The organism is Paraburkholderia diazotrophica, assembly GCF_038900755.1.
GTDB lineage: Bacteria > Pseudomonadota > Gammaproteobacteria > Burkholderiales > Burkholderiaceae > Paraburkholderia > Paraburkholderia diazotrophica_A.
The window spans coordinates 580,642-602,878 of record NZ_JBBPEN010000003.1 but is presented as its reverse complement, the minus strand read 5'-3'; the positions used below and the strand labels follow the sequence as shown (position 1 = coordinate 602,878).

At 65.5% G+C, this 22,237-nt stretch carries 21 protein-coding genes; 8 read left to right on the top strand and 13 right to left on the bottom strand.

Annotation, left to right across the window (positions count from 1 at the left end; all coding sequences use genetic code 11):
* The first annotated feature begins 422 nt into the window (after positions 1-422).
* From AABE10_RS12710 to AABE10_RS12700, 3 genes are read left to right on the top strand one after another with little or no spacing between them, the layout of a single operon-like run.
* Positions 423-998: a DUF2760 domain-containing protein gene (locus AABE10_RS12710; RefSeq protein ID WP_342933591.1), complete on the top strand. Its 576-nt coding sequence runs from the start codon at positions 423-425 to the stop codon at positions 996-998.
* Positions 995-2,866: an Hsp70 family protein gene (locus AABE10_RS12705; RefSeq protein WP_342933590.1), complete on the top strand. Its 1,872-nt coding sequence runs from the start codon at positions 995-997 to the stop codon at positions 2,864-2,866. The genes AABE10_RS12710 and AABE10_RS12705 overlap by 4 nt, the downstream gene beginning before the upstream one ends.
* A 20-nt stretch (positions 2,867-2,886) precedes the next feature.
* Entirely contained in the window at positions 2,887-5,739 is a 2,853-nt protein-coding gene (locus AABE10_RS12700) for an Hsp70 family protein (RefSeq protein WP_342933589.1), read from the top strand.
* Positions 5,740-5,859: 120 nt separating this feature from the next.
* On the opposite strand, the gene AABE10_RS12695 is transcribed toward AABE10_RS12700, so the two are convergent.
* Positions 5,860-6,384, bottom strand: a complete 525-nt coding sequence (locus AABE10_RS12695) for a universal stress protein (protein ID WP_342933588.1) — start codon at positions 6,382-6,384, stop codon at positions 5,860-5,862.
* A gap of 131 nt (positions 6,385-6,515) precedes the next feature.
* Between AABE10_RS12695 and AABE10_RS12690 the strand changes: the two genes are divergently transcribed.
* The 3 genes from AABE10_RS12690 (at position 6,516) to AABE10_RS12680 (ending at position 8,112) form a co-directional block, all read left to right on the top strand.
* Positions 6,516-6,788, top strand: coding sequence for a DUF2934 domain-containing protein (locus AABE10_RS12690; protein ID WP_342933587.1), 273 nt, complete (start codon positions 6,516-6,518; stop codon positions 6,786-6,788).
* 85 nt (positions 6,789-6,873) lie between these two features.
* The gene (locus AABE10_RS12685) at positions 6,874-7,824 is read left to right on the top strand and encodes a DUF72 domain-containing protein (protein WP_342933586.1); all 951 of its coding nucleotides are present in this window, start codon (positions 6,874-6,876) and stop codon (positions 7,822-7,824) included.
* Positions 7,825-7,908: 84 nt separating this feature from the next.
* Complete coding sequence (locus AABE10_RS12680; RefSeq protein WP_342933585.1) at positions 7,909-8,112, top strand: CsbD family protein; 204 nt, start codon at positions 7,909-7,911, stop codon at positions 8,110-8,112.
* A gap of 53 nt (positions 8,113-8,165) precedes the next feature.
* Here the strand turns inward: AABE10_RS12680 and AABE10_RS12675 are convergent, their stop codons facing one another.
* On the bottom strand, positions 8,166-8,717 hold the full coding sequence (locus AABE10_RS12675) for a hypothetical protein (protein WP_342933584.1): 552 nt from the start codon (positions 8,715-8,717) through the stop codon (positions 8,166-8,168).
* A gap of 20 nt (positions 8,718-8,737) precedes the next feature.
* Positions 8,738-9,145, bottom strand: a complete 408-nt coding sequence (locus AABE10_RS12670; RefSeq protein ID WP_342933583.1) for a hypothetical protein — start codon at positions 9,143-9,145, stop codon at positions 8,738-8,740.
* Between the two features lie 135 nt (positions 9,146-9,280).
* Here AABE10_RS12670 and AABE10_RS12665 point away from each other — a divergent pair, with 135 nt between their 5' ends.
* A complete protein-coding gene (locus AABE10_RS12665) occupies positions 9,281-9,724 on the top strand; it encodes a CBS domain-containing protein (RefSeq protein WP_342933582.1) in 444 nt (147 codons plus the stop codon).
* Between the two features lie 163 nt (positions 9,725-9,887).
* Here the strand turns inward: AABE10_RS12665 and AABE10_RS12660 are convergent, their stop codons facing one another.
* The 9 genes from AABE10_RS12660 to AABE10_RS12620 all read right to left on the bottom strand — a co-directional run bounded on the left by AABE10_RS12660 (position 9,888) and on the right by AABE10_RS12620 (position 20,045).
* Positions 9,888-10,142: a hypothetical protein gene (locus AABE10_RS12660; protein WP_342933581.1), complete on the bottom strand. Its 255-nt coding sequence runs from the start codon at positions 10,140-10,142 to the stop codon at positions 9,888-9,890.
* 28 nt (positions 10,143-10,170) lie between these two features.
* On the bottom strand, positions 10,171-10,674 hold the full coding sequence (locus AABE10_RS12655) for a CinA family protein (protein ID WP_342933580.1): 504 nt from the start codon (positions 10,672-10,674) through the stop codon (positions 10,171-10,173).
* A gap of 69 nt (positions 10,675-10,743) precedes the next feature.
* A complete protein-coding gene (locus AABE10_RS12650) occupies positions 10,744-11,937 on the bottom strand; it encodes a c-type cytochrome (protein WP_428983305.1) in 1,194 nt (397 codons plus the stop codon).
* A 179-nt stretch (positions 11,938-12,116) separates the two neighbouring features.
* Positions 12,117-13,097 carry a cytochrome c oxidase assembly protein gene (locus AABE10_RS12645; protein ID WP_428983304.1) on the bottom strand — a complete coding sequence of 327 codons (981 nt, stop codon included), beginning with the start codon at positions 13,095-13,097 and terminating at the stop codon, positions 12,117-12,119.
* Complete coding sequence (locus AABE10_RS12640) at positions 13,073-13,417, bottom strand: hypothetical protein (RefSeq protein WP_342933579.1); 345 nt, start codon at positions 13,415-13,417, stop codon at positions 13,073-13,075. Before AABE10_RS12640 ends, AABE10_RS12645 begins: the two co-directional genes overlap by 25 nt.
* A complete protein-coding gene (gene ctaD / locus AABE10_RS12635) occupies positions 13,417-16,047 on the bottom strand; it encodes a cytochrome c oxidase subunit I (RefSeq protein ID WP_342933578.1) in 2,631 nt (876 codons plus the stop codon). The genes AABE10_RS12640 and ctaD overlap by 1 nt, the downstream gene beginning before the upstream one ends.
* A complete protein-coding gene (gene coxB, locus AABE10_RS12630; RefSeq protein WP_342933857.1) occupies positions 16,044-17,039 on the bottom strand; it encodes a cytochrome c oxidase subunit II in 996 nt (331 codons plus the stop codon). The genes ctaD and coxB overlap by 4 nt, the downstream gene beginning before the upstream one ends.
* 185 nt (positions 17,040-17,224) lie before the next feature.
* Complete coding sequence (locus AABE10_RS12625) at positions 17,225-18,985, bottom strand: HAD family hydrolase (RefSeq protein ID WP_342933577.1); 1,761 nt, start codon at positions 18,983-18,985, stop codon at positions 17,225-17,227.
* A 10-nt stretch (positions 18,986-18,995) separates the two neighbouring features.
* On the bottom strand, positions 18,996-20,045 hold the full coding sequence (locus tag AABE10_RS12620) for a glycosyltransferase family 4 protein (protein ID WP_342933576.1): 1,050 nt from the start codon (positions 20,043-20,045) through the stop codon (positions 18,996-18,998).
* A 133-nt stretch (positions 20,046-20,178) separates the two neighbouring features.
* Between AABE10_RS12620 and AABE10_RS12615 the strand changes: the two genes are divergently transcribed.
* Positions 20,179-21,231, top strand: coding sequence for a glycosyltransferase family 4 protein (locus AABE10_RS12615; protein ID WP_342933575.1), 1,053 nt, complete (start codon positions 20,179-20,181; stop codon positions 21,229-21,231).
* 95 nt (positions 21,232-21,326) lie between these two features.
* On the opposite strand, the gene AABE10_RS12610 is transcribed toward AABE10_RS12615, so the two are convergent.
* The gene (locus tag AABE10_RS12610) at positions 21,327-22,193 is read right to left on the bottom strand and encodes an SDR family oxidoreductase (RefSeq protein WP_342933574.1); all 867 of its coding nucleotides are present in this window, start codon (positions 22,191-22,193) and stop codon (positions 21,327-21,329) included.
* Positions 22,194-22,237 lie beyond the last annotated feature (44 nt).

Here is a 22,237-nt window from a genome sequence, read left to right as displayed (position 1 = left end):
GGTTGAAGGCGACGGCGCCGCACTCGACGAAACGGCTCCGAACATCCGCCTCATGGGAATTTCGCGGGATCGACGCATGTAACGCGTCCGGTGGAGATTGTAGGCAATCGATGCGCTCGATGCCCGCTCGAACCGCTATCCTCTCCGCAAAAAATGACAGGACGATGCGGCTTATTCTTACTTGAGGACGTAAAATCCGGCCGCCATTCTCGTGTCGGAATCAGACTCTGAGCCGTCGTCGGCTCATAACAAGGCAAAATACCGCTTTTGACGCGGATTTGGCGCGCGTTTCGCGCGCATATGGCACGCATAGCCGCCCATTTCCAGCGGCCACGGCGGCCACGGCCATCCGCCCCGAACCCCATGCGGCCGCGCGGCATCGCGCGGCGCGGCAGTATCCAGAGAATCAGGAGCGATCTTTCATGACCGAACCGAACGTTTCGCTGATGAGCAGGCTATCGCTTGCCTTCGGCACATTTTTCAGCATCCTCGGCGACCGCGAATTCGCCGCAAGCGTGCTGCGGCTGCGCAGCGGCGCGGCGCCCACTCCGGCTGCGGCTCCCGTCGCGACACCCGCGCCCGCACCGGCGCCCAAGCCTGCGCCCGTGATCAAGGAAGCCACGCCCGACGCCGCGCTTCAGTTGCTGGGTCTCCTGCAACGCGATGCGCGCTTCATCGATTTCGTCGAAGAGGACATCGCGAAGTATTCAGACGCCGACATCGGCGCCGCCGCGCGCCTCGTGCATGACGGCTGCCGCGCGACGCTGCGCGAGCACTTCACGATCCGTCCGGTGCGCGACGAAGCGGAAGGCAGCCGCGTGACGATCAACGACGGCTTCGACGCGACGGCGATCCGCCTCACGGGCAACGTCGTCGGCAAGGCGCCGTTCACGGGCAGCATCAGCCATCGCGGCTGGCGCGTCGCCGAAGTGCGCCTGCCGAAGCTCACGCAAAGCCACGACGCGACCGTGCTCGCTCCCGCCGAGGTGGAACTATGAGCGATCCGCGCTATTCGATCGGCATTGATCTTGGCACGACGCACTGCGCGCTGTCCTACGTCGATCTCGCCGCAAGCGACGGCGAAAAGACCGAGCAACGCGTGATGCCCGTCACGCAACTCACGGCGCCCGGCGCGATCGAAGATCTCGATCTGCTGCCGTCGTTCCTCTACCTGCCGCATGCGAGCGAACTGACGCCCGGCGATCTCGCGCTGCCGTGGACGGGCGAGCGCGAGTTCGTCGTCGGCGAAATGGCGCGCAGCCGTGGCGCGGGCACGCCGATCCGCCTCGTGTCGAGCGCGAAAAGCTGGCTGTGCCATCCGGGCGTCGACCGGCGCGCGGCGATTCTGCCGAGCGACGCGCCGCCAGAAGTGACGCGCGTGTCGCCGCTCGAAAGCTCGGTGCGCTATCTGACGCATCTGCGTGAAGCGTGGAACCACGCGCACCCCGACGCGCCGTTCGACGACCAGGAAATCACCGTGACGATTCCCGCGTCGTTCGATCCCGCCGCGCGCGAGCTGACGGCGGAAGCCGCCAACGCCGCCGGATACGGTCAAAACCGCGGCCAGATGACGCTGCTCGAAGAGCCGCAGGCAGCGCTCTATAGCTGGATCCAGAAGAGCGACGGCGCGTGGCGCAAGCAGGTCAGGATCGGCGACATCATTCTCGTCGTCGACGTGGGCGGCGGCACGACCGACCTCTCGCTGATCGCCGTGATCGAGCGCGAAGGCAATCTCGAACTGCATCGCGTCGCCGTCGGCGATCACATCCTGCTCGGCGGCGACAACATGGACCTCGCGCTCGCGCACGTCGTCGCGCGCAAGCTCGCGTCGCAAGGCACGCAGGCCGATCCGTGGCAACTGCGCGCCCTCACCTACGCGTGCCGGGGCGCGAAGGAAACGCTGCTGTCCGATCCGTCGACGGATGCCGTTCCGCTCGTCGTGCCGAGCCGCGGCTCGAAGCTGATCGGCGGATCGATCCGCACCGAACTCACGCGCGACGAGCTCACGCAGACCATTCTCGAAGGCTTCTTTCCGCAAGTCGACGCATCGGCGCGGCCCATCGCCCGCACGCGCGCCGGCCTCACGCAACTTGGTCTGCCGTACGCGCAGGACGCGGGCATCACGCGCCATCTCGCCGCGTTCCTCGGCCGCCAGGTCGCGGCGCTCGCGGAACTGCAAGAGTCGCAGGGGTCCGGGCAACTGCCGCTCGAACCGAACGCGACGTTCCTGCATCCGACGGCCGTGCTGTTCAACGGCGGCGTGTTCAAGTCGCCGCTGCTCGTCGAGCGCATCATGACGACGCTCAACGGCTGGCTCGCGGCCGATGGCGGCGCAGCGGCGCGTCTGCTCGAAGGCGCCGATCTCGATCTCGCCGTGGCGCGCGGCGCCGCTTACTACGGCTACGTGAAGCGCGGGCGCGGCGTGCGCATTCGCGGCGGCACGGCGCGCTCGTACTACGTCGCGATCGAATCGGCGATGCCCGCCGTGCCCGGCATGGAGCCGCCCATCTCGGCGCTGTGCGTCGCGCCCTTCGGCATGGAAGAAGGCACCGATGCGCCGCTGCCCGAACAGGAGTTCGGCCTCGTCGTCGGCGAGCCGGTGCGCTTTCGCTTCTTCGGCTCGTCGGTGCGGCGTCTCGATCAGGTCGGCACGATGCTCGACTACTGGTCGCCCGACGAATTGCAGGAACTCGAAGAGATCGAGGCGTCGCTGCCCGCGGAAGGCCGCACGGTCGGCGAAGTCGTGCCCGTCAAGCTGCACGCGCGCGTGACGGAAACGGGCACGCTCGAACTCGAAGCGATCCCGCGCGGCACCGACGAGCGCTGGAAAGTCGAGTTCGACGTGCGCGGCGGCGCGCAGGGCTGATCGCAGGGTTGACCATCCACGTGACGACGAAGCGAAAGCAGCCGAAGCCTCAAGCCGTCAGGCGCTACACGGTCGGCATCGATCTCGGCACGAGCAATACCGTCGTCGCGTATGTCGAGCCGGGTTCCGACGACATCCGCGTGTTCGATGTCGAGCAGCTGGTCGGCCCCGGCGAAGTGGGCGCGCAGCCGCTGTTGCCGTCCGTGCGCTATCACCCGGCGGCAGGCGAGCTGAGTCCCGGCGATCTGCAACTGCCGTGGTCGCGCGCAACGGATGAAGCGCGCGACGAATCGCGTAACGAACCGGGGCCCATCATCGGGCGGCTTGCGCGCACGCTCGGCGCGCAGGTGCCCGGGCGTCTCGTGACGAGCGCGAAAAGCTGGCTGTCGCATGCGTCGGTGGACCGGCTCGCGCCGATCCTGCCTTGGGGCGCGCCCGACGATGTCGCGAAGGTCTCGCCCGTTGCCGCGAGCGCGAGCTATCTCGCGCACGTGCGGGCCGCGTGGAACGCGCGCTTCGCCGATGCGCCGCTTGAACAGCAGAACGTGATTCTCACGGTGCCCGCGTCATTCGACGAAGGCGCGCGCGCGTTGACGCTCGAAGCCGCGCGTCTCGCGAAGCTGCCCGCGCTGCGGCTGCTCGAAGAGCCGCAGGCGGCGTTCTACGACTGGCTGTTCCATCATCGAACGAGCCTTCGCGACGAGCTTGCCGACACGCGGCTCGTGCTGATCTGCGACGTCGGCGGCGGCACCACCGATCTCACGCTGATCAAGGTGCAGATCGATGAAAACGGCGAGCCGCAACTGACGCGCATCGGCGTCGGCAATCATCTGATGCTCGGCGGCGACAACATGGACCTCGCGCTCGCGCGGCTCGTCGAGACGCGGCTTTCGCACACGCAGGACGGCCAGACGCGGCTGTCGGCGGCGAGCCTGTCGCAACTGGTCGAGCGCTGCCGTGTCGCGAAGGAGCAATTGCTCGATGCGAACGCGCCCGCGTCCGTCGCGATCACGCTGCTCGGCGCGGGCTCGCGCGTGATCGGCGGCGCGCGCACTGCACACGTGACGCGCGAGGAGATCGAAAAGGTCGTCGTCGATGGATTCTTTCCGCAGGTCGCCGCCGACGAAATGCCGCGCCGCTCTCGCGCGGCGATCGTCGAGTTCGGTTTGCCTTACGCGAGCGACGCGGCCGTCACGCGTCACGTCGCGGCGTTTCTGAAGCGGCTCGCCGCGCAATCGCGCGACGCGCTGGGCGTTTCCAGCGAAAGCGCCGGGCACAGCGATAACGCCGACACGCTGCCCGTGCCCGACACGCTGCTGCTCAATGGCGGTGTGTTTCGCGCACAGCCGCTGACGGAGCGGCTCGCGCAAACGCTCGGCGCGTGGCGCGGCAAGCCTTTGCATGTGCTGCGCAACGATCATCCCGATGTCGCGGTCGCGCGCGGCGCAGTCGCGTATGGCCTTGCGCGCGCGGGCAACGCGCCGCGCATCGGCGGCGGCTCGGCGCGCAGCTATTTCCTCGTGCTCGAAGGCGATCAGGGCATCTGCCTGTTGCCGCGCGGCACGGAAGAAGCACATGAAGTGCATCTCGACGACCGCGTGTTCGCGCTGCGCCTGGGCCAGCCCGTGCGCTTTCACCTGATGTCGACGGTCGCCGACACGCGCTTTGCGCCGGGCGAACTCGCCGATCTGTCGCAAGGCGACTTCGTGCGCCTGCCGCCCATCGCGACCGTCGTGCAGCGCCAGCACGCGACGGACGCCGACGAGCGCCCCGTCCGCCTGACGACGTCGATGACGGAAGTCGGCACGCTCGAAGTGACCTGCATCGCCACCGACGATCCTTCGCAACGCTGGCTGCTGCAATTCGAACTGCGGCGCGACGAGGCGGCGGCCCCAATGGACGAGGCAACGGAAGCCGGGCGCCATCCGTCGCTCGATCACGCGATCGATCTGATCGAGCGTTCGTTCGGCGCGCGTTCGTCGGACGTGGGCCCGAACGAAGTGAAGCGGCTGCGCGCGCAACTGGAGCAGACGCTCGGGCCGCGCGACAACTGGGACGTCGCGCTGCTGCGCGAACTGTTCGGCGCTTTATGGGAGCGCGCTAAACGCAGACGGCGCTCGGCCGCTCACGAGCGGCTGTGGCTCAACCTGACGGGCTACTGCGTGCGTCCGGGTTTCGGCTATCCGCTCGACGAGTGGCGCGTCGAGCAGCTCTGGTCGATCTTCGACGACGGCATTCAGTACATCCACGAAAGCCAGGTGTGGTCCGAATGGTGGACGCTGTGGCGACGCGCGGCGGGCGGGCTGAACGAAGACGCGCAATTGCAACTGCTCGACGCGATGGACTTCCTGCAAGCCGCGAGCATCAAAAAGCAGAAGCTGCCATTCGATCCCGCGAAGGTCGGCTATGCGGACATGATTCGCGTGCAGGCATCGCTTGAACGCCTTTCCGTCGACCGCAAGATTGCACTCGCGCAACAGTTGCTCGAACGGCTGCGCAAGCCTTCGGAGAATCACCAGACGTGGTGGGCGATCGGGCGCATCGGCGCGCGTCTGCCGTTCTATGGCAGCGCGCATGGCGTGGTGCCGCCCGACGTCGCGTTGCCGTGGCTCGATGCCGTGCTTGCGCTCGACTGGAAGAAGGTCGAGCCCGCTGCGTTCGCCGCGGTGCAGTTGTCGCGGATGACGGGCGACCGCTCGCGCGACCTGCCCGACGAAGCGCGCCAGACGGTGATCCGGCGGCTCGAAGCGCTCGGCGCGGCGCCCGCGTGGGTGCGGATGGTTCACGAGACGGTCGCGCTCGACGAGGCCGACACCGGACGCGTATTCGGCGAATCGCTGCCGGCGGGGCTGAAGCTGATCGGAAGCGCGTGATGCGCGCTTGCGCCTGCTCTGCGCTCGGCCTGATCTGCGCTCGGCCTGATTTGCGCTCGGCCTGATTTGCGCTCGGCCTGACACACAGGAAACCCGATTCACGCTCGACCCTGCCGCAAGTCAAGGGGCCTTCGCGTGGGCCGCGCCTGCGCGTCGCGCGTCGGCCCGCGCCATCGCGCAGTCGTGCGCAAGGCCCGGCGGCTGCGCGCCCGTCGCGACGAGCACCGTCCGCCGCGTGCAACGTCCGATCACATCGCTCATCCGCGCTTCCCAAAACTTCCACGTCGAAGCGCGGCCCACGCCGACCACGATCAGATCGGCGTCGAGCTGAACGGCGAGATTCGCGATCTCGCGTCCCACGCTGCGGCTTTGCAGCGGCACCGTGATCGCGCGTGTCTGGATGTCCCATGCTTCGCATTCGAACGTATCGATGCAACGGCGCTCGACGATACGCTGGAGTTCGCGGACCGTTCGCAGCGTATCGACGCAGCCATGCCCGGCGCCCGCCATCGTCCACCACGGCATCGTATCGACGACATACACGGCGGTGAGCCGCGCGCCCGTGTCGCGCGCTTTGTCGATCGCGGTCTTCAGTACCGCGTCGTTCGTGCTGGCGCCGACCGCTACCAGAATGTGCCTGATCATCGTGTGTGGCTCCGTCGTTGCGTGTGTGCGATGGAGGCATGATGAAGCGCGAGAGTTAGCGCTGAATGAGCGCTGCGCATCAGGCATTGCGAATGCTCCGTGTCATGCGCTTGTGGATCGAGGAGAACGCAATGGCCACGCAACGCGGTGAACGGAGCACGGACGATCGCATCAGGGAACGCGCGTACCATCTTTGGGAGCAGGACGACGATCCGAAGAAGCACGCCGACGAGTACTGGGACACGGCGCGCCGGCAGATCGAAGCCGAGGGCGCCAACGATGCGCAAGACGGTCAGCCCGCCGCGCAATCGGTGAAGCGGCATATCGAGAGCGAAGACCCGCAGGAAGGCAACACTCCTCACGACGACATAACCGGCAAGCCGCGCGCGAAACGAACGAGATGACGCACGCGAATCGCGCCATCTAATGAATGTGCCCGACGCGAATTTTTCACCCGAACGCCACGGGTCTTTCACGAGGAGAACCGGGATGACGACCAGAATCGGTATCTCAGGCTGGCGCTATTCGGGCTGGCGCGGCGTCTTCTATCCGGAAGGGCTCGCGCAAAAACGCGAGCTCGAATTCGCGTCGCGCGCCGTCGATACGATCGAGATAAACGGCTCGCATTACTCGCTGCAAACCGTCGAGAGCTATCTGTCGTGGTACGACGCAACGCCACGCAATTTCATATTCAGCGTGAAGGGTCCGCGCTACCTCACGCATATGCTGCGCTTTCGCGATGAAACGGCGCGCCCGGCGATGGCGAATTTCTTCGCGTCCGGCGTGCTCGCGTTGCGCGAAAAGCTCGGTGTGTTTCTGTGGCAATTTCCGCCGAACTTTGCTTTCGTCCCCGATTCGTTCGAAGCGTTTCTCGCGCTGCTGCCCGTGGATTTTGCGTCGGCGGCGCAGTTCGCCGCGCAACACGATGCACGGGTCAATCATCCCTGGTTCAACGTCGACGTGAACCGGCGCCTTCGGCACGCAATCGAAATCCGTCATCCGAGCTTTTGCGCACCCGAATTCGTGGCCCTGCTGAGAAAGTACAAGGCAGCACTCGTGATATCCGACTCGACGGCAGGCTGGCCCTACGGCGAAGACGTGACGAGCGATTTCGTCTATCTGCGTCTGCACGGCAGTGAAACGCTGTACAGCGGCGCCTATTCCGATGCCGCGCTCGAACGGCTCGCAGCCCGCATCGATGCATGGGCGCGCGGCGGCGAACCCCAAGACGCCGTGAGGTTCGCGCCAAGGCCAGCGACGCAGCGCCGCTCGCGCGACGTGCTCGTCTACTTCGACAACGATACGAAAGTCGAAGCGCCTTTCGATGCCGCGCGCCTGAAAGCGCGGCTCGATCAACTCGCGCAATCGCCCGCGAAAAAGCAAATCCGGCAGAGCGTCAGACGGCCCGCTCGCACATCACTTCCTCACAAGCCGGCATAGCGCTTGCGGCCATCCGTGTTCGAGTGTCGGCAGGCCGGTGAACGGCTGTCGGCGCGTTCACTCTTCGCGCTCACGGAGGCGGAAATGGCAAACGACAAAACGGAAGGCATCAAGGAAGAACTGAAGGGTTACGTCAACAAGGGCGTCGGCACGATCACGCGCAACGAAACGAAAAAAGCCAAGGGCGAAGCGCAGATCACGGAAGGCGATAACCGCAAGGATCTCGGCGATCAACGCGAGAACATCGAAAAGGGCAAGACCGATCCGGGCAATCCGACAAACCTGTGACCGTGCAATCGCATCGCCGACTCGCGCGATGAGTCAGCCCTTTTGCGCAGACATCACGGCTGCAACTGCAGATCGGCCCATACGGCGATCTGCGACGCGAAGCTATCCAGTGCGCCCGTCATCGCCTCGCGCACGGAACCGCTGGTGCGCGAGACGATCGGCACGCGCGCAACGAACAGGCGCTGATGCATCGCGCCTGTCGTTGCCTGCAGACTGACGTCTCCGCGCACGAGCGCATAACCGCGCTTCTTTTCGTTGAAGACCTGTTCGTACCTGTCGATATCGATGACGATCTTCGGCGCGTCCTGCGTGTCCCACGCCTCGACATGCGGGCGGACCAGCGTGTCGAGGCGTTCGCGCAAATGCTGCGCGGCGGCCGGCCCGTCGATGCCGCTCTTCGATCCCGTCACGTCTTCATGCGTCGGCACGGGCCGCATGTCCACCACGATGCGCTCGAGTCCTCCACGCTGCATGCCACCCGCACTCGCGCCGTGCGGCTCGGCGACCTGCGTGCCTCCTGCATTCCATGTGGCGTTCGATGGCGGCTCCGAGCATCCGCTTGCGATCATCGCCGCGACGGGATACATGAGCGCAAGTGCTTTCATGCAACGTCCGCAGCGCATCGCTATCGCGAGTTGCACAGACGCCAGCGCGATCCCGGCAGCCGGATCGCGAATGCTCCACAGTCCTTCAGCGTGCCGCAGATCTGCACGAGCACCGACGATTCAGCATGCGCCGCGACCAGCAGCGTATGACCCGCTCGCCGGTCTTCATGCAACCCGGCGACGAAGTCGTCTGCGTGCGGCTCGATAAAACGGTTGCCCGCCATGATCGCGAACTGCTCGCCATGCGCCGCGTATTCCGCATGATCCGGTTCGTGCGCCGGACACACGGCGCGCGCAGAACGCGTCGAAGGACCGATTGGAAAAAGGAACAATGCGCCCGACTCGCGCAGCACCGACTCGTCGAGCAACTGCTGTGCGTCGCATGCATCGCGATACGAGCGAAATATCGCGCTCAGGTACTCTGTCATCGACCACTACCCCCGCTTTTCCACCGCCCTGTATTCGAGCATCCTGCATGCCGCGCAGACAGCCACGCACCGCTGCTGAACGAGGAACGCGGGATGCACGCTGTGACTTCCCCAACCCAAACGAAGGAGACTCGCATGACCATGATCAGCGAAGTCATGACGCGCGAAGCCGAAACGCTCGCGCCCAAGGACAGCATCCGTCACGCAGCGGACCTGATGGACCGGCTGAACGTCGGCGCGCTTCCCGTCTGCGACGGTTCACGGCTGGTGGGCATCGTGACGGACAGGGATATCGTCGTGCGCGCGGTGGCGATAGGCCTCGAACCGGCCACGCCTGTCGAAGATGTCGCGAGCGGCCCGGTCGAGTACTGTTTCGAAGACGACGACATCGACGAAGCAGAACACAAATTCGCGTCCTCGCAGATACGGCGGTTGCCCGTGCTCGATCGGGAGAAGCACCTCGTCGGGATGGTCTCGATCGGCGACGTGGCGACGGCGCAGGACGGCGGCCTCTCGTCGACGCTCGGCGCGGTATCCGCGCCTGCCGCGCCCGACCGCGCAGACAGCTTCCACCGATAGGCGACGCGTTGCATTGCGCAACGCGTTAGCACGCGCCCGCGACGCGAAAAATGCGCGAAATACGCGAAAAATCTTCAGCGCTTCGGTAAGGAAGAATCAGAGCGGATGCGCGCGGCCTCGCCGGGTTGCGCGCACCTGCATCGCAAACGCACCGCGCGCGCGGCTAGACGCAATGCTCGTCGATCCATTCCTTCGCCCATTCGGTGCCGAAAACGATCGCCTCTTTTTCGTCGAGAAAGTTCCCCGGCACCTCGAACTCGTAGGTCTCCATGGCGGCGTCTTCATTGGATGGCCAATAGATCCGCACGCTTGCCACCAGATTGCCGTCCGCGACGCCGGCCGTGACGCCGACGGTGCATGACGCATAGGTCATTTCCATGATGCTGTCCTCTTGTTCTCCAATGTTGTGACGGCGCACGCCATCGCGAGACCCGCGACGCAAAGCGTCAACGTCGTGAACCGAGCGTGTTGAAGTAATGCTCGACCCGCGAAAGCGCGTACTGCGCGGCGCGCCGCCTGACCTCGTTCCTGTTGCCGTCGAACTGCTTCGTCTCGGTGAATGTCGCGATGCCGCCGCCGCGCAATCGATACGACCACGCAAAGCATTGCGTGCCTGCGGGCGGCCCGCCGGATGGCGCGCCATCGGCGACGCCCGTGTTCGCGACTGCGACGTCGGCAGCGTCCCCTTCATGCTGCAACGCACCTTCGGCCATCTCGCGCGCGACCGGCTCGCTCGTCAGGCCGTACCGCTTCATCGTCGCCTCGCGCACGCCCAGAAAGCCGGCCTTGCCCTCGGGCGAGTACGTGACGAAGCCCGCATCGAGGCACGCGCCGCTGCCGGGCACCTCCGCGAGCAGCGACGCAATCAGTCCGGCCGTGCACGACTCGGCCGTCGCAAGCCTGAGCCCGCGCGAACCAAGAAACGATACGACCTGCCTCGGCACATTCATCGCATTTGCTCCCGACAACGTTTCGTTGCCGGGCCTCCAGCAATCTGCATGCCGTTCCCCGGGGCCGGCTCATTTGTGCAGTATTTCGCGCAACGCGCTGACGTCGTTGGCAGTGATCGGCTGCGCATTGTTGCCCCATGCGCTGCGCACATAGGTCAGCACCTGGGCGATCTGCACATCGGCCAGCGTGCCGACGAACGCGGGCATCGCCTGGCGCGGCGGACCCGTGAGCGTCGAAGGGCTGTTGCCGCCTTCGATCAGCAAACGGATCAGCGATGTCGTGTCTTCCGCGAGCACGGACGGATTGCCCGCCAGCGCGGGAAACGCGCCGGGAATGCCCGCGCCGTCGTCGCGATGACAACGCGCGCAGAACGACCGGTAGACATTGAAACCGACCGACAGACTGTCGGGCACACGGCTGCCGTTGGCCTGCGAGCGGGCGGGATCGGCACCCGGCGTGTAGGTGCCCGACGGCTGCTGCGCGGGCAGCGACTTCAGATAGCGGGCGATCGCCTGAAGATCGTCGTCGGTGAGGTACTGCGTGCTGTCCTCAATCTGCTCGACCATGCTGCCATAGGCGACGACGCCCGCCGCATGACCCGTCTTCAGGAACGCGGCAATCTCGTCGGGCTTCATGCGCGCGAGTCCCGAGCCCGCATCGCCCGTCAGATTGGGCGCGAACCAGTGATCGTTGATGCCGCCCGTCAGATAAGTGCGCGACGATTCGTCATAGCCGCGCTCCTGATAGCCGGGCCCACGCGGCGTATGACAGGCGCCGCAGTGTCCGAGCGATTGCACCAGGTACGCGCCGCGATTCCATTGCGCATCGCGATCCGCGCGCGGCCGATAGACGCCGCGCGGCATGAACGCCATCTGCCAGAAACGCAGCGCCCAACGCTGATTGAACGGAAACGCGACGTCCGAAGGCGGCGTCGGCTTCGCGACGGGCGCGACGCCATGCATCATGTATGCATACAACGCGCGCATGTCGTCGTCGGTGATCTTCGCAAACGACGCATACGGCATCGCCGGATACAGGCGCTTGCCGCCTCGCGCGACACCCTCGCGCAACGCGCGCGCGAACTCGTCGTAGCTGTAGCCGCCGATGCCGTACTGCGCATCGGGCGTGATATTGCTCGACGTAATGGTGCCGAACGGCGACCCCATGCCGAGCCCGCCCGCATAGGGCGCGCCGTGCTCGGGCGCGGTGTGGCATCCGGCGCAATCGGCGGCTTTCGCCACGTACTCGCCGCGCACAATCATCTCCCGATCCGTCGATCGAGATGGCGTTTGAGACAAAGCCGAAGCCAAAGCCGAAGCCGACGCGGACGCAGACGTGGCCGCATCTCCCATCGCGCCGCCGACATACGACAGCGGAACGGCACATGCGCCCGCGAGCACAACGAGGGTCAGCCGGAACGCCGCGCTCTGAAGTCGCCGTCTCATCGCACGCCATCCCGACGCACGATCACTGCATGCCGCGCGGTCAGCACCGGTGCATCGCTGCGCATCAGCCAGCGCGCCGCGATGGCCAGCGCGCCCGCGAGATACGCCACGGTTGCGGGCACCCACATGATGAGTCCGCCGAGCTGCTGGTCGTGCAGCGGATCGACACCGAGCGCACTGCATGGCTCGACGTACAGCGGATACCAGAGCTGCGGCGCAAGCGTGATCAGCGCGCCGAGCGCGCCCGTGTGAACCATCGTCGTGAACAGCGACAGCATCGCGTGGCCGTCCGTCTGCCGCCGCGCGCCCTCGCCTGTAATGCTCCACCAGAAGAGGAGCGCCGTCAGCAGAAAGCTCGCGTGCTGCAGCGTGTGAACCCACGGATGCATCAGAGCCGCTTCGAAGAGCGCGGGCGCATGCCACGCCCACAACGCCGCCGCGTGCAACACCCATGCGGTGACGGGCATCGTCAGCATGTGCCAGAAGCGCACGAACGCGCGCGCCCTGATCCACTGTCCCACGCGCAGGCGCGCGCGATGCGGCAACGCCCAGATCCACACGCCAAGCGGGCGGCCCATCACGCACAACGGCGCCGCGACGAGCATCATCGTTTCGTGCTGCACCATGTGCGCGGAAAAGAGCGCGCTGCCCAGCGCATCGAGTGGCGAGAAAAAAGCCAGCGCAAGCGCGGTCCAGCCGGCGACGAACGCAAGCAGATGCGCGCGGCGCAACCGCGCGCTCTCGATGCGCCGCGCGCCCCGCCTGAGCAATCGCGCATGGCCGACGACATACGCGGCAAGACTCGCGGCCATCAATGCGACCACCCACGGCTCGGCGCTCCAGCCGAACGACGGCGCCCCGCGCGCAGTGTCGTCGAGCACATGCGCGAGCGAATCCGTCGTCATCGACAACGCAAGCAGCGCAAAAGCGGCGACGAACTTCGCGAGACGTTTCAACGGCAAGGCGAAAGTACCCATTGTGGAAACCACATCATCAACTGGATCAACGTGCATAACGCTGCGACGAGCATCGCCATCAACGCGAAGAACGCGACGCGCGCATCGTTCGCCGTGCCGCTTTGCGCGGCTGGCCGTGAAGCGCTCCGCCACAGGCGCCACGCGAACCACGCCGTCGCGCCCGAGAACAGCAGGCCAATGCAACTGACGATGTCGAGCGCAAGACGGCTGCCGTGCGAACACGCGACATGCACGAGCGCGTAGTCGATGCTCTGCACACTCAATACGACGACGGGAGCGGCGAGCAATCCGAGCCAGGCGGCGGCAGGCATCCGGTTCATCAGAGCATCCTCGGCGCGAGATAGATCACGGCATAAATCGGCAGCCAGCTCAACACCACGAAATACCAGTAGACGGCGTTCTCGCTCGTATCGACGAGACGCTTGCCTTCGAAAGGCCCTGTGTACAGCAATAGCGCGAGTACGGCGGTGTCGACCGTGTCGGTGACGAGGTGCGTCGTATGCAGCCCGAGCAGCAGCCAGACGATCGATCCATACGCGTTCGCGTACCACATGACGTTCAGCGCCGCGAACTCGAAACCCCGCAGCACCAGAAAGATCACGGCAAAGGCGAGACACACGGCGAGCCATAACCGCGCGTCTTCGCGATGGCCATTCTGCGCGGCGCGTCTCGCCAGTTCGTTCGGCACGATGCTGAGCAGCAGGATCACTGTATTCAACGTACCCCAAAGCAGCGAAGGCGGCGGCGCATGCATCGGCCAGGCCGCATTGACGCTGTGCAGATAGAAGTACATCGCGACGGCAATTGCGAACACCGTGCCTTCGATCAGCATCAGCCCTGCCGTCGCCCACCACATCAGGCTGCGCGAGCCGAAGCCGAAACTCGCGAGGTTGCGCACGTCGAGCGTCGAAGGCTGTTGATCGGGCGATGCCGATTGCGACGGTTGCGATGACGTGACTTCATGCACAGGCTTCGCCGTTGCGTCGTCAGCAGAATCCGGCCATCGTTCTAGCGCACGCGCGATCGCATTGAAGCGCCGCGTCGGCCAGAACCACGCGATCATCGCGACGGCAACGGGCAGCGTGCCCCACCAGACCGCGCTCGGCGTGTAGATCGAGCCGATGAAGAACACCGTCGTCGCAACCGCGCTCAGGAAAGGCCACAGCGACGGTGACGGAAACAGCGGACGCGTATCGGGCCTCGCGTCGAGCACGCTCGTCGTCAGCACTTCGCGCGCGCAGGCCGTCAGGCCCGATACCCAGCGCGGCTCGCGAGCGGGCTCCCACAACGGATGACGTCCGTGCACGACAGGCAACGCGTCGAAGTTGTGCGCGGGCGGCGGGCTCGGCGTGCTCCATTCGAGCGTCTCGGCGCCCCACGGATCGGCGGGCGCGCGCTCGCCGCGCCGCGCGCTGCGAACCACGTTCACGATGAAGAGCAGCATGCTCAGCGCGATCATGTACGCGCCAACCGTCGCGCCGAAGTTCATCGTGTCCCAGCCCATGCCGTGCGGGTACGTCCAGACGCGGCGGGGCATGCCATGCAATCCGAGCAGATGCATCGGAAAGAACGTCACGTTGAAGCCGACGAAGAACAGCCAGAATTGCCATTGGCCCAACCGCGCGTCGAGCATTCTTCCCGTCATCTTCGGGAACCAGTAGTGGAGCGCGCCGAACAGCGGAAACACCGCGCCGCCGAGCAGCACATAGTGCAGATGCGCGACGACGAAATACGTGTCGTGCACCTGAAGATCGAGCGACACCGAGCCGAGCATCACGCCCGTCAGGCCGCCGATCACGAGAATGAAGAAGAACGCCAGCACGAACAGCAGCGGCACCTTCAGGTTGAGGCGCCCGGTGAGCAGCGTCGCGAGCCAGCAGTAGATCTGCACGCCCGACGGAATCGCAATCATCACGCTCGCCGCCGTAAAGAAGCTCTTGCCGAGCGCGGGCACGGACGTCGCGAACATATGGTGAACCCACAGGCCGAACGCGAGAAACGCGGTCGTGATCAGCGCGAGCACCATCGCCGGATAGCCGAATACGGGGCGGCGCGAAAACGTCGCGATGATCGACGACATGAAGCCGAGCGCCGGAATGAAGATCAGATACACCTCCGGGTGCCCGAAAAACCAGAACAGGTGCTGCCACAGCAGCACGTCCCCGCCGAGCGACGGGTTATAGAACTGCGTGCCGACGAGCCGGTCGAGAATCAGCGCCGTGCTGGCGAGCATGATCGCGGGCATCGCGAACAGCACCATGAACTGCGTGACGAGTATCGCCCACACGAACAGCGGCATCCGGTTCAGCGACATACCGGGCGCGCGCATCTTGAGGATCGTGGTGATCAGCACGATGGCCTCCAGCAGCGCGGACAATTCGGTGAACGTGATCATCTGCGCCCAGACGTCCGAGCCTTTGCCCGCCGCGTAGTCGGGACCGGCCAACGGCACATAGCTGAACCAGCCCGATCGCGGACCCGAGCCGATCGCGAAGTACGTGTAGAGCATCAGGCCGCCGAAGAGGAACACCCAGTACGCGTACGCGTTCATGCGCGGAAACGCGACGCTGCGCGCGCCGATCATCAGCGGGACCAGATAGCCGGCTACCGCCTGCATGACGGGCACGGCGAACAGGAACATCATCGTCGAGCCGTGCATCGTGAAGAGCTGATCGTAGAGCTCCGGGCCGATCAGCCGGCTGTCGGGGCGCGCGAGCTGCGTGCGCATCGCGAGCGCGAGCATGCCGGCGAGCACGAAGAACGCGAACGTCGTCACCACGAAGCGCCGCGCGATCGTCTTGTGATTGACGGCCGACAACATGCCGATAAAGCCGCGCGGATCGCTCCACGTGACGGCGAGCGCATCGCGCGCCCGTTGCGGCGCATCGGGTCCGTCCTTCAATGAAACGTCTGCGTCGACGTGTTCGATGCGCGGTTCGGCCGTGCTCATTGCAAGGTCCCCAGCCACGCGACGACAGCGCGCAGATCGTCGGCCGCAAGCGGCACGGAGGGCATCGTCGTGCCGGGCTTCAGCGCCTGCGGATCGCGAATCCACGCGAGCAGATTTGCCTGCGTATTCGCGAGCACGCCTGAAGCGATCGTCTGCCGGCTCATCAGATGCGTGAGGTCGGGCGCGAGCATGCCTTGCGCGGACGTGCCGCGTACCGAATGGCAGCCCGCGCAACTCGACTGCAAAAAGACCTGGCGGCCGCGGACTGCGAGCGCGTCGTCTGCGGAAACGGCGGGCGCCGATTGTTGCTTCAACCATGCCGCGTAACGGTCCGGCGGCTGCGCGACGACGAGCATCGCCATCAACGCGTGCTCGGCGCCGCAATATTCCGCGCACTGCCCGCGATAGACGCCCTCATGGTCGGCGCGAAACTCGATCGTCGAGTCGACGCCGGGCAGCATGTCCTTCTTGCCATGCAGATTCGGCACCCAGAAGCTGTGAATGACATCGCCTGCCTTTAGCGAAACGATCACGGGGCGCCCGACGGGCACGTGCAGTTCATTGGCCGTGACGAAGCCCGCGTTGCCGCCGTCGGGCGCATAGGCCGCCTGCCACCACCACTGCTCGCCCGTCACCTCGATATGGACCGCGTCGTCCACGGGCAGGCGCGACAGCGCGCGGTCCGTCATTACGTCCGCGACGACGAGCCCGACCAGCAGCACGACGGAGAGCCCGGTTGCGCCGATGACGAAGCGGCGCGTCCGCTGTTCGGGCGCATTCGCCGACGCGGGATCGGGTGGCGTGCGGGCATCGCCGCGCCGCCGCCGCGCGAGCGCCACCAGCGTCGCGAGCAATACGCCCGCGAACACCACGCCGCAGACGACGAGCGTCAGATTCCACAGCCGCGCGATGTGCGCGGCCTGCGCCCCCGCCGGCTGCAACGCATTCTGGTTCGGCTGCGCAATCGCGTCGCTCACGCAGAGCGCAGTCATCGTCAGCGCGCGCACGGCACGCGCGTGCGAACGCTGCAACGCAATCGTGAGGCTTCGACGCAGGTCTTCTTGCATGGCAGTGGCGAAACAGGGGGACACATGGCCGTAGCAAATTGCGTTCCGCAAAGCCCGAGCAATCGACGCAACCGATGCCCGCACGCGCGTCGCTGCGCGAGGCCACCGCGCTACCGTTCGTCCACACGGGGCAAGTTCGGATTCTCCGGTTGCGTGTAGCGCGCGGTGATGGCCGAGAGCACGCGCGAGCGGCTCTCGCCTGGCGGCAGCGATTCGTCCCGTTCGATCGTCCTCGTTTCGTTTGCCAGCTCGACATCGCCGATCACGCTTTCGAACCATTGCGAGTAGTCGCCACGCTGAAGGTGAAAACGCCACGTCTCTTCGTCGACGCCTTCGGCTAGCTCGACAAACAGGATGAGGTTGTGCGCGCGCAGGTTGAGCTGGCCACGCGTCCCACGAAAGTAAAAGCTGCGCTCGGGAATCAGCAGGCCTTCCGCGTACTTCCTCAGATGACGGCGATGTTGTCCGCGCCCTCTCTCGATCGTCACGACGCAAGGCTCGCCTTGAGCCGGCTCCCAGAACAACGCTTCGCCGCGCTCGACGCCCTTCGTCGGCGCGATGGGCGGGTCGATCCCGACAGAGGCCGCGAACTCGTCGAGCTTATCGGCGGCATCGTCGCCGAGCGCGATGGCCACGTTCACGTGCTTGAGCAGCGCCGGCGAAAGCTGCTCGGGATGCACGGTCACGACGAGCGCAGAATCGAGCGCTTCAGGAACGGCCGTGCTCGCGGAAGCCCACGCGCGGGGAAAGAGATGATGCGCCTCATCGAAGACGAGCCAATGCGGCCGCCCCGTTCGCGCGCGCAGCGCCTGAAGCCTCGGCAGCAGCGCGGCGCAATATTGCGGACGTTCGCCGGGCGGCACGCGCATCATGTTGATCGCGACGGCCGGCTGGCGCGCGCCTTCGAGTAGTTGCAGCGCCTCGTCTTCGGCGGGCGCGTGCTGCGCGTCGCCGACCACGGCCGTATGGTCGTCGCTGCTGTAATCGCCTTCCGGGTCGACAATGCAAAGCTGATGCCCCGCATCCGCGAGCCTTTCGAGCAGCGCTTCCGTCGTCGTCGACTTGCCTGATCCCGACGCGCCCGCGAGCAGCACGACGCTGCCGTATGCATCGATCGACACGACGGGCGCGGCGGCCGACTCGGGCGCCTCGCGACGCTTGCCGACGATGAGCCTGCATTTGGCAAGCGACGATGCATGGCCGCGCAAGTCGTCGGCGATCAGGGCATCGATCAGCGCGGCCACGCCCCGGCCGTCGGGCTGCGAGGTCACGAGATCCGCGTGCTGCTTCAACGCCGGCAACGCGTTTTCCACCGCGACCGACATGCCGCATGCGCGAATCAGCGCATGATCGTTTTCGGCGTCTCCGACGCCGACGACATTGAGCGGCGACAGACGCAATGCCGCGAGCGCCGCCATCAAACCCGACGCCTTGCTGACACCGGGCTGAAGAATCATCACCGCATCGCCGTTGAACACGACATTCAGTTCGAGGCCGAGATCGCGTATCGCTTCGAACGCGATCTGTTCATTCGGCTTCATCGTCGCGACCAGCGTTTCGCTGACGCTGAAGTGTTCCAGTCCTCGCTCGCGCAACGCGTCGACGAACGCCTGCGGCGGCGCATCGGCCAGCAGCTGTTTGTCTTTCGTCGCAGGATCGAACAGCACGCCACCGTTTTCGGCGACCACGCGCGAGAACATGTCGACGCGCGGACAGACCGTCATCAGGTCGTCGAGCTCGCGCCCCGTGACGAGAATGGGATAGCGGCCGGACTCGCGCAGCCTTTCGAGCGCGGCCCACGTGGCGTCGGCCACGCGGCCGTCTTCTGCGAGCGTATTGTCGTAGTCCGTCGCCAAAGCCAGATAACGCATGACACCTCCATCAGCGCGCGCAGGATCTGCACTGCGCGTGGTCGATCAGCGTCGCATAGACCTTCAGATACTCGTCGGCCATGCGCGATGCCGTAAAGCGCTTTTCGAATTCGGCGCGGCAGCGCGAGCGGTCGATCGCGTCGATCTTTCTGACGGCATCGACGGCTTCGTCGACTGTCTCGACGACATAGCCCGTCACGCCGTCATCGATGATCTCGGGCACCGAGCCGCGCCCGAACGCAATGACGGGCGTGCCGCACGCCAGCGCTTCCGCCAGCACGAGCCCGAACGGCTCGGGCCAGTCGATCGGAAACAGCAGCGCGCGGGCGTGCCCGAGAAAAGCGTTCTTGTCCGCGTCGTCGAGTTCGCCGCGATAGCAGACGTGAGGTTGCCGCATCAGCGGCGCGATATCGCGCTCGTAGTACGCGCGGTCGCCGTCATCGATTTTCGCGGCGATCTCCAGTCGCGCCTGAGCGCGCGCTGCGATTTCAATGGCGACGTCGGGCCGCTTGGCGGGCGCGACACGTCCGACGAACGCAAGATAGTCCGATGGCGTTTCGCAAAACGTGAGCAACCCTGTCGGCAGGCCATGGTAAATCGTGCACTGCCACGCAAGGTTGGGCAATGGCGCGCGCTGCGCGTCCGAAATCGACACGACGGGCATGTCGTCGAATTCGCGGTACATGGTTTCGAGGCCGGGCACGTCGAGGCGCCAGTGCAACGTCGTCAGTTGCGGGCAACGCAAGCGGCGCGCGAACGGAAAGCTCGTGTAGTCGGTGTGAAAATGGACGATGTCGAATTCATCGGACCGTTGCACGACCTGCTCCAGCATCGCGACATGAAACGCCTGCGGGTCGGCCGTGTTTTCGATTTCGCGCAACGGACGCGGATACACCGACACGAGGTCTGCCCCCGTGATCGAGTCGCCGCTTGCAAACAGCGTGACGTCGTGGCCGCGCGCGACGAGTTCTTCCGTGAGCCACGAGACGACGCGTTCCGTGCCGCCGTAAGCGACGGGCGGCACGCGTTCATAGAGTGTCGAGACTTGCGCGATACGCATCGCTTGGTTTCCAGCACGATGATTGACGTGCGATGTAGCGAGCATCCATTGTTCCCGCCGCGAGCCGCGACGAGCCGTACGGTACGGCGATTGCTGTCCGGCAACGGCCAACATCACACGAGCAGGAAAGGCAATGCGTATAGCCCAGATTGCGCCGCTTTACGAACCGGTCCCGCCCCTCGCCTACGGCGCGACGGAGCGCATCGTCCATTACCTGACGGAGGAACTCGTTCGACGCGGGCACGACGTCACGCTGTTTGCCAGCGGCGATTCGCTTACGTCGGCGGCGCTGGTGGCCGGATGCGAACGCGGCCTGTGGCGAGATTCGAGCGCGTGGGACACCTCGTGTCATCACGTGCGCCAACTCGAACAGGTCGCGCGCCATGCACGCGAGTTCGACATCCTGCACTTTCACGGCGAGCCGATCCACTTCCCGCTGATGCGCAGCCTCGGATGCAAACACGTCACCACGATGCATGGACTGATGCTCGCACATGATCACGGTCCTCTATTGCGCGAATTCGCCGACGCGCCGCTCGTCGCCATTTCCGAAAGCCAGCGCAAGCCGCTGCCCGGGGCCAACTGGACCAGGACGATTCATCACGGCATTCCCGCCGACGCGTTCCCATTCGAAGACGCGCCGCGCGGCTATCTGCTGTTTCTCGGCCGGATCATGCCCGGCAAGCGCCCCGATCTGGCGATCGAAATTGCGCGGCGCGCGCGGATGCCGCTCAAGATCGCAGGAGTGGTCCATCCTGGCGAGCGCGAGTACTTCCTGAAAACCATCAAGCCGCTGTTGCACAAGAATGCGGCCTTCGTCGACTATCTTGGCGAAACGGGCGGACAGGCGCGCAGCCGCCTGCTTTCTCAAGCGAGCGCGCTGCTGCTTCCGCTCGAATGGGAGGAGCCCTTCGGCCTCGTCGCGATCGAAGCGATGGCATGCGGAACGCCCGTCATCGCGTTCAGGCGTGGCGCGATGACCGAGATCATCGACGACAACGTGAGCGGCCGGCTCGTCGACGATATCGACGGCGCCGTTGCCGCTGCCGGACAGATCGGCTCGATCGATCGACGCGCTTGCCGCCGCGCATTCGAGTCCCGCTTCACCGCTGCGCGCATGGCAGACGATTACATCGAACTCTATACGAGCCTGTGTGGAGCACTGGCGCCCGCGACGCATGACTAGACGCGCAGCCGCACTGCTTCACTGGAACTCCATGCGACGCGCGCACCAAGGCGCACGAAGGCTTACGAAGGCGCACCAAGGTACGTCAAAGCCCACTAAAGAATAGGCGCGCCGCCCGTCACCGCGATCGTCGCGCCCGAGATATAGCTGGCTTCGTCGGAGGCAAGCATCACATAGGCGGGCGCCAGTTCGGCCGGCTGTCCCGGCCGTTTCATCGGCACCTGCTTGCCGAAGCTCTCGATCTTGTCCTTCGGCATTGTCGATGGAATGAGCGGCGTCCAGATCGGCCCCGGCGCGACGCAGTTCACGCGAATGCCCTGCTCGGCGAGCATCTGCGCGAGGCCACCCGTGAAGTTCTGGATCGCGCCTTTCGTCGTCGCGTAGGCGAGCAGTCCCGGGTTGGGTTTGTCCGCGTTGATCGACGTGGTGTTGATGATCGAGCCGCCCTCCTTCATATGCCGGACCGCCTTGCGCGAGAGCCTGAACATCGCGCCGATGTTGGTGTCGAACGTGCGGTCCCATTCCTCGTCGCTGATGTCGTCCAGCGAGTCGTATGTCATCTGGTACGCGGCATTGTTGACGAGCACGTCCAGCTTGCCGAACTCCTTCACGGCGCGATCGACGATCGCGTCGCAATGACGCGAGTCCGTAATGTCGCCGCGCACGAGCACCGCGCGGCGCCCCGCTTTTTCGATCCAGCGTTTCGTCTCTTCGGCGTCTTCGTCCTCGTCGAGATACGCGATCAGCACGTCGGCACCCTCACGCGCAAACGCGATCGCAATCGCGCGGCCAATGCCGCTATCGCCGCCCGTGATGATCGCCGCCTTGCCGGAAAGCCTTCCACTGCCTGTGTAACTTTCTTCTCCGTGATCGGGCTGCGGCTGCATTGGCGCCGTGCGTCCAGGGACACTCTGCTGCTGTTGTGACGGAAATGGTGGGGCGGGTTGCCTGATGTCGGTCATGACGTCCTCTCGCGAATGTTGCCGACATGCCTGACTGGATATTC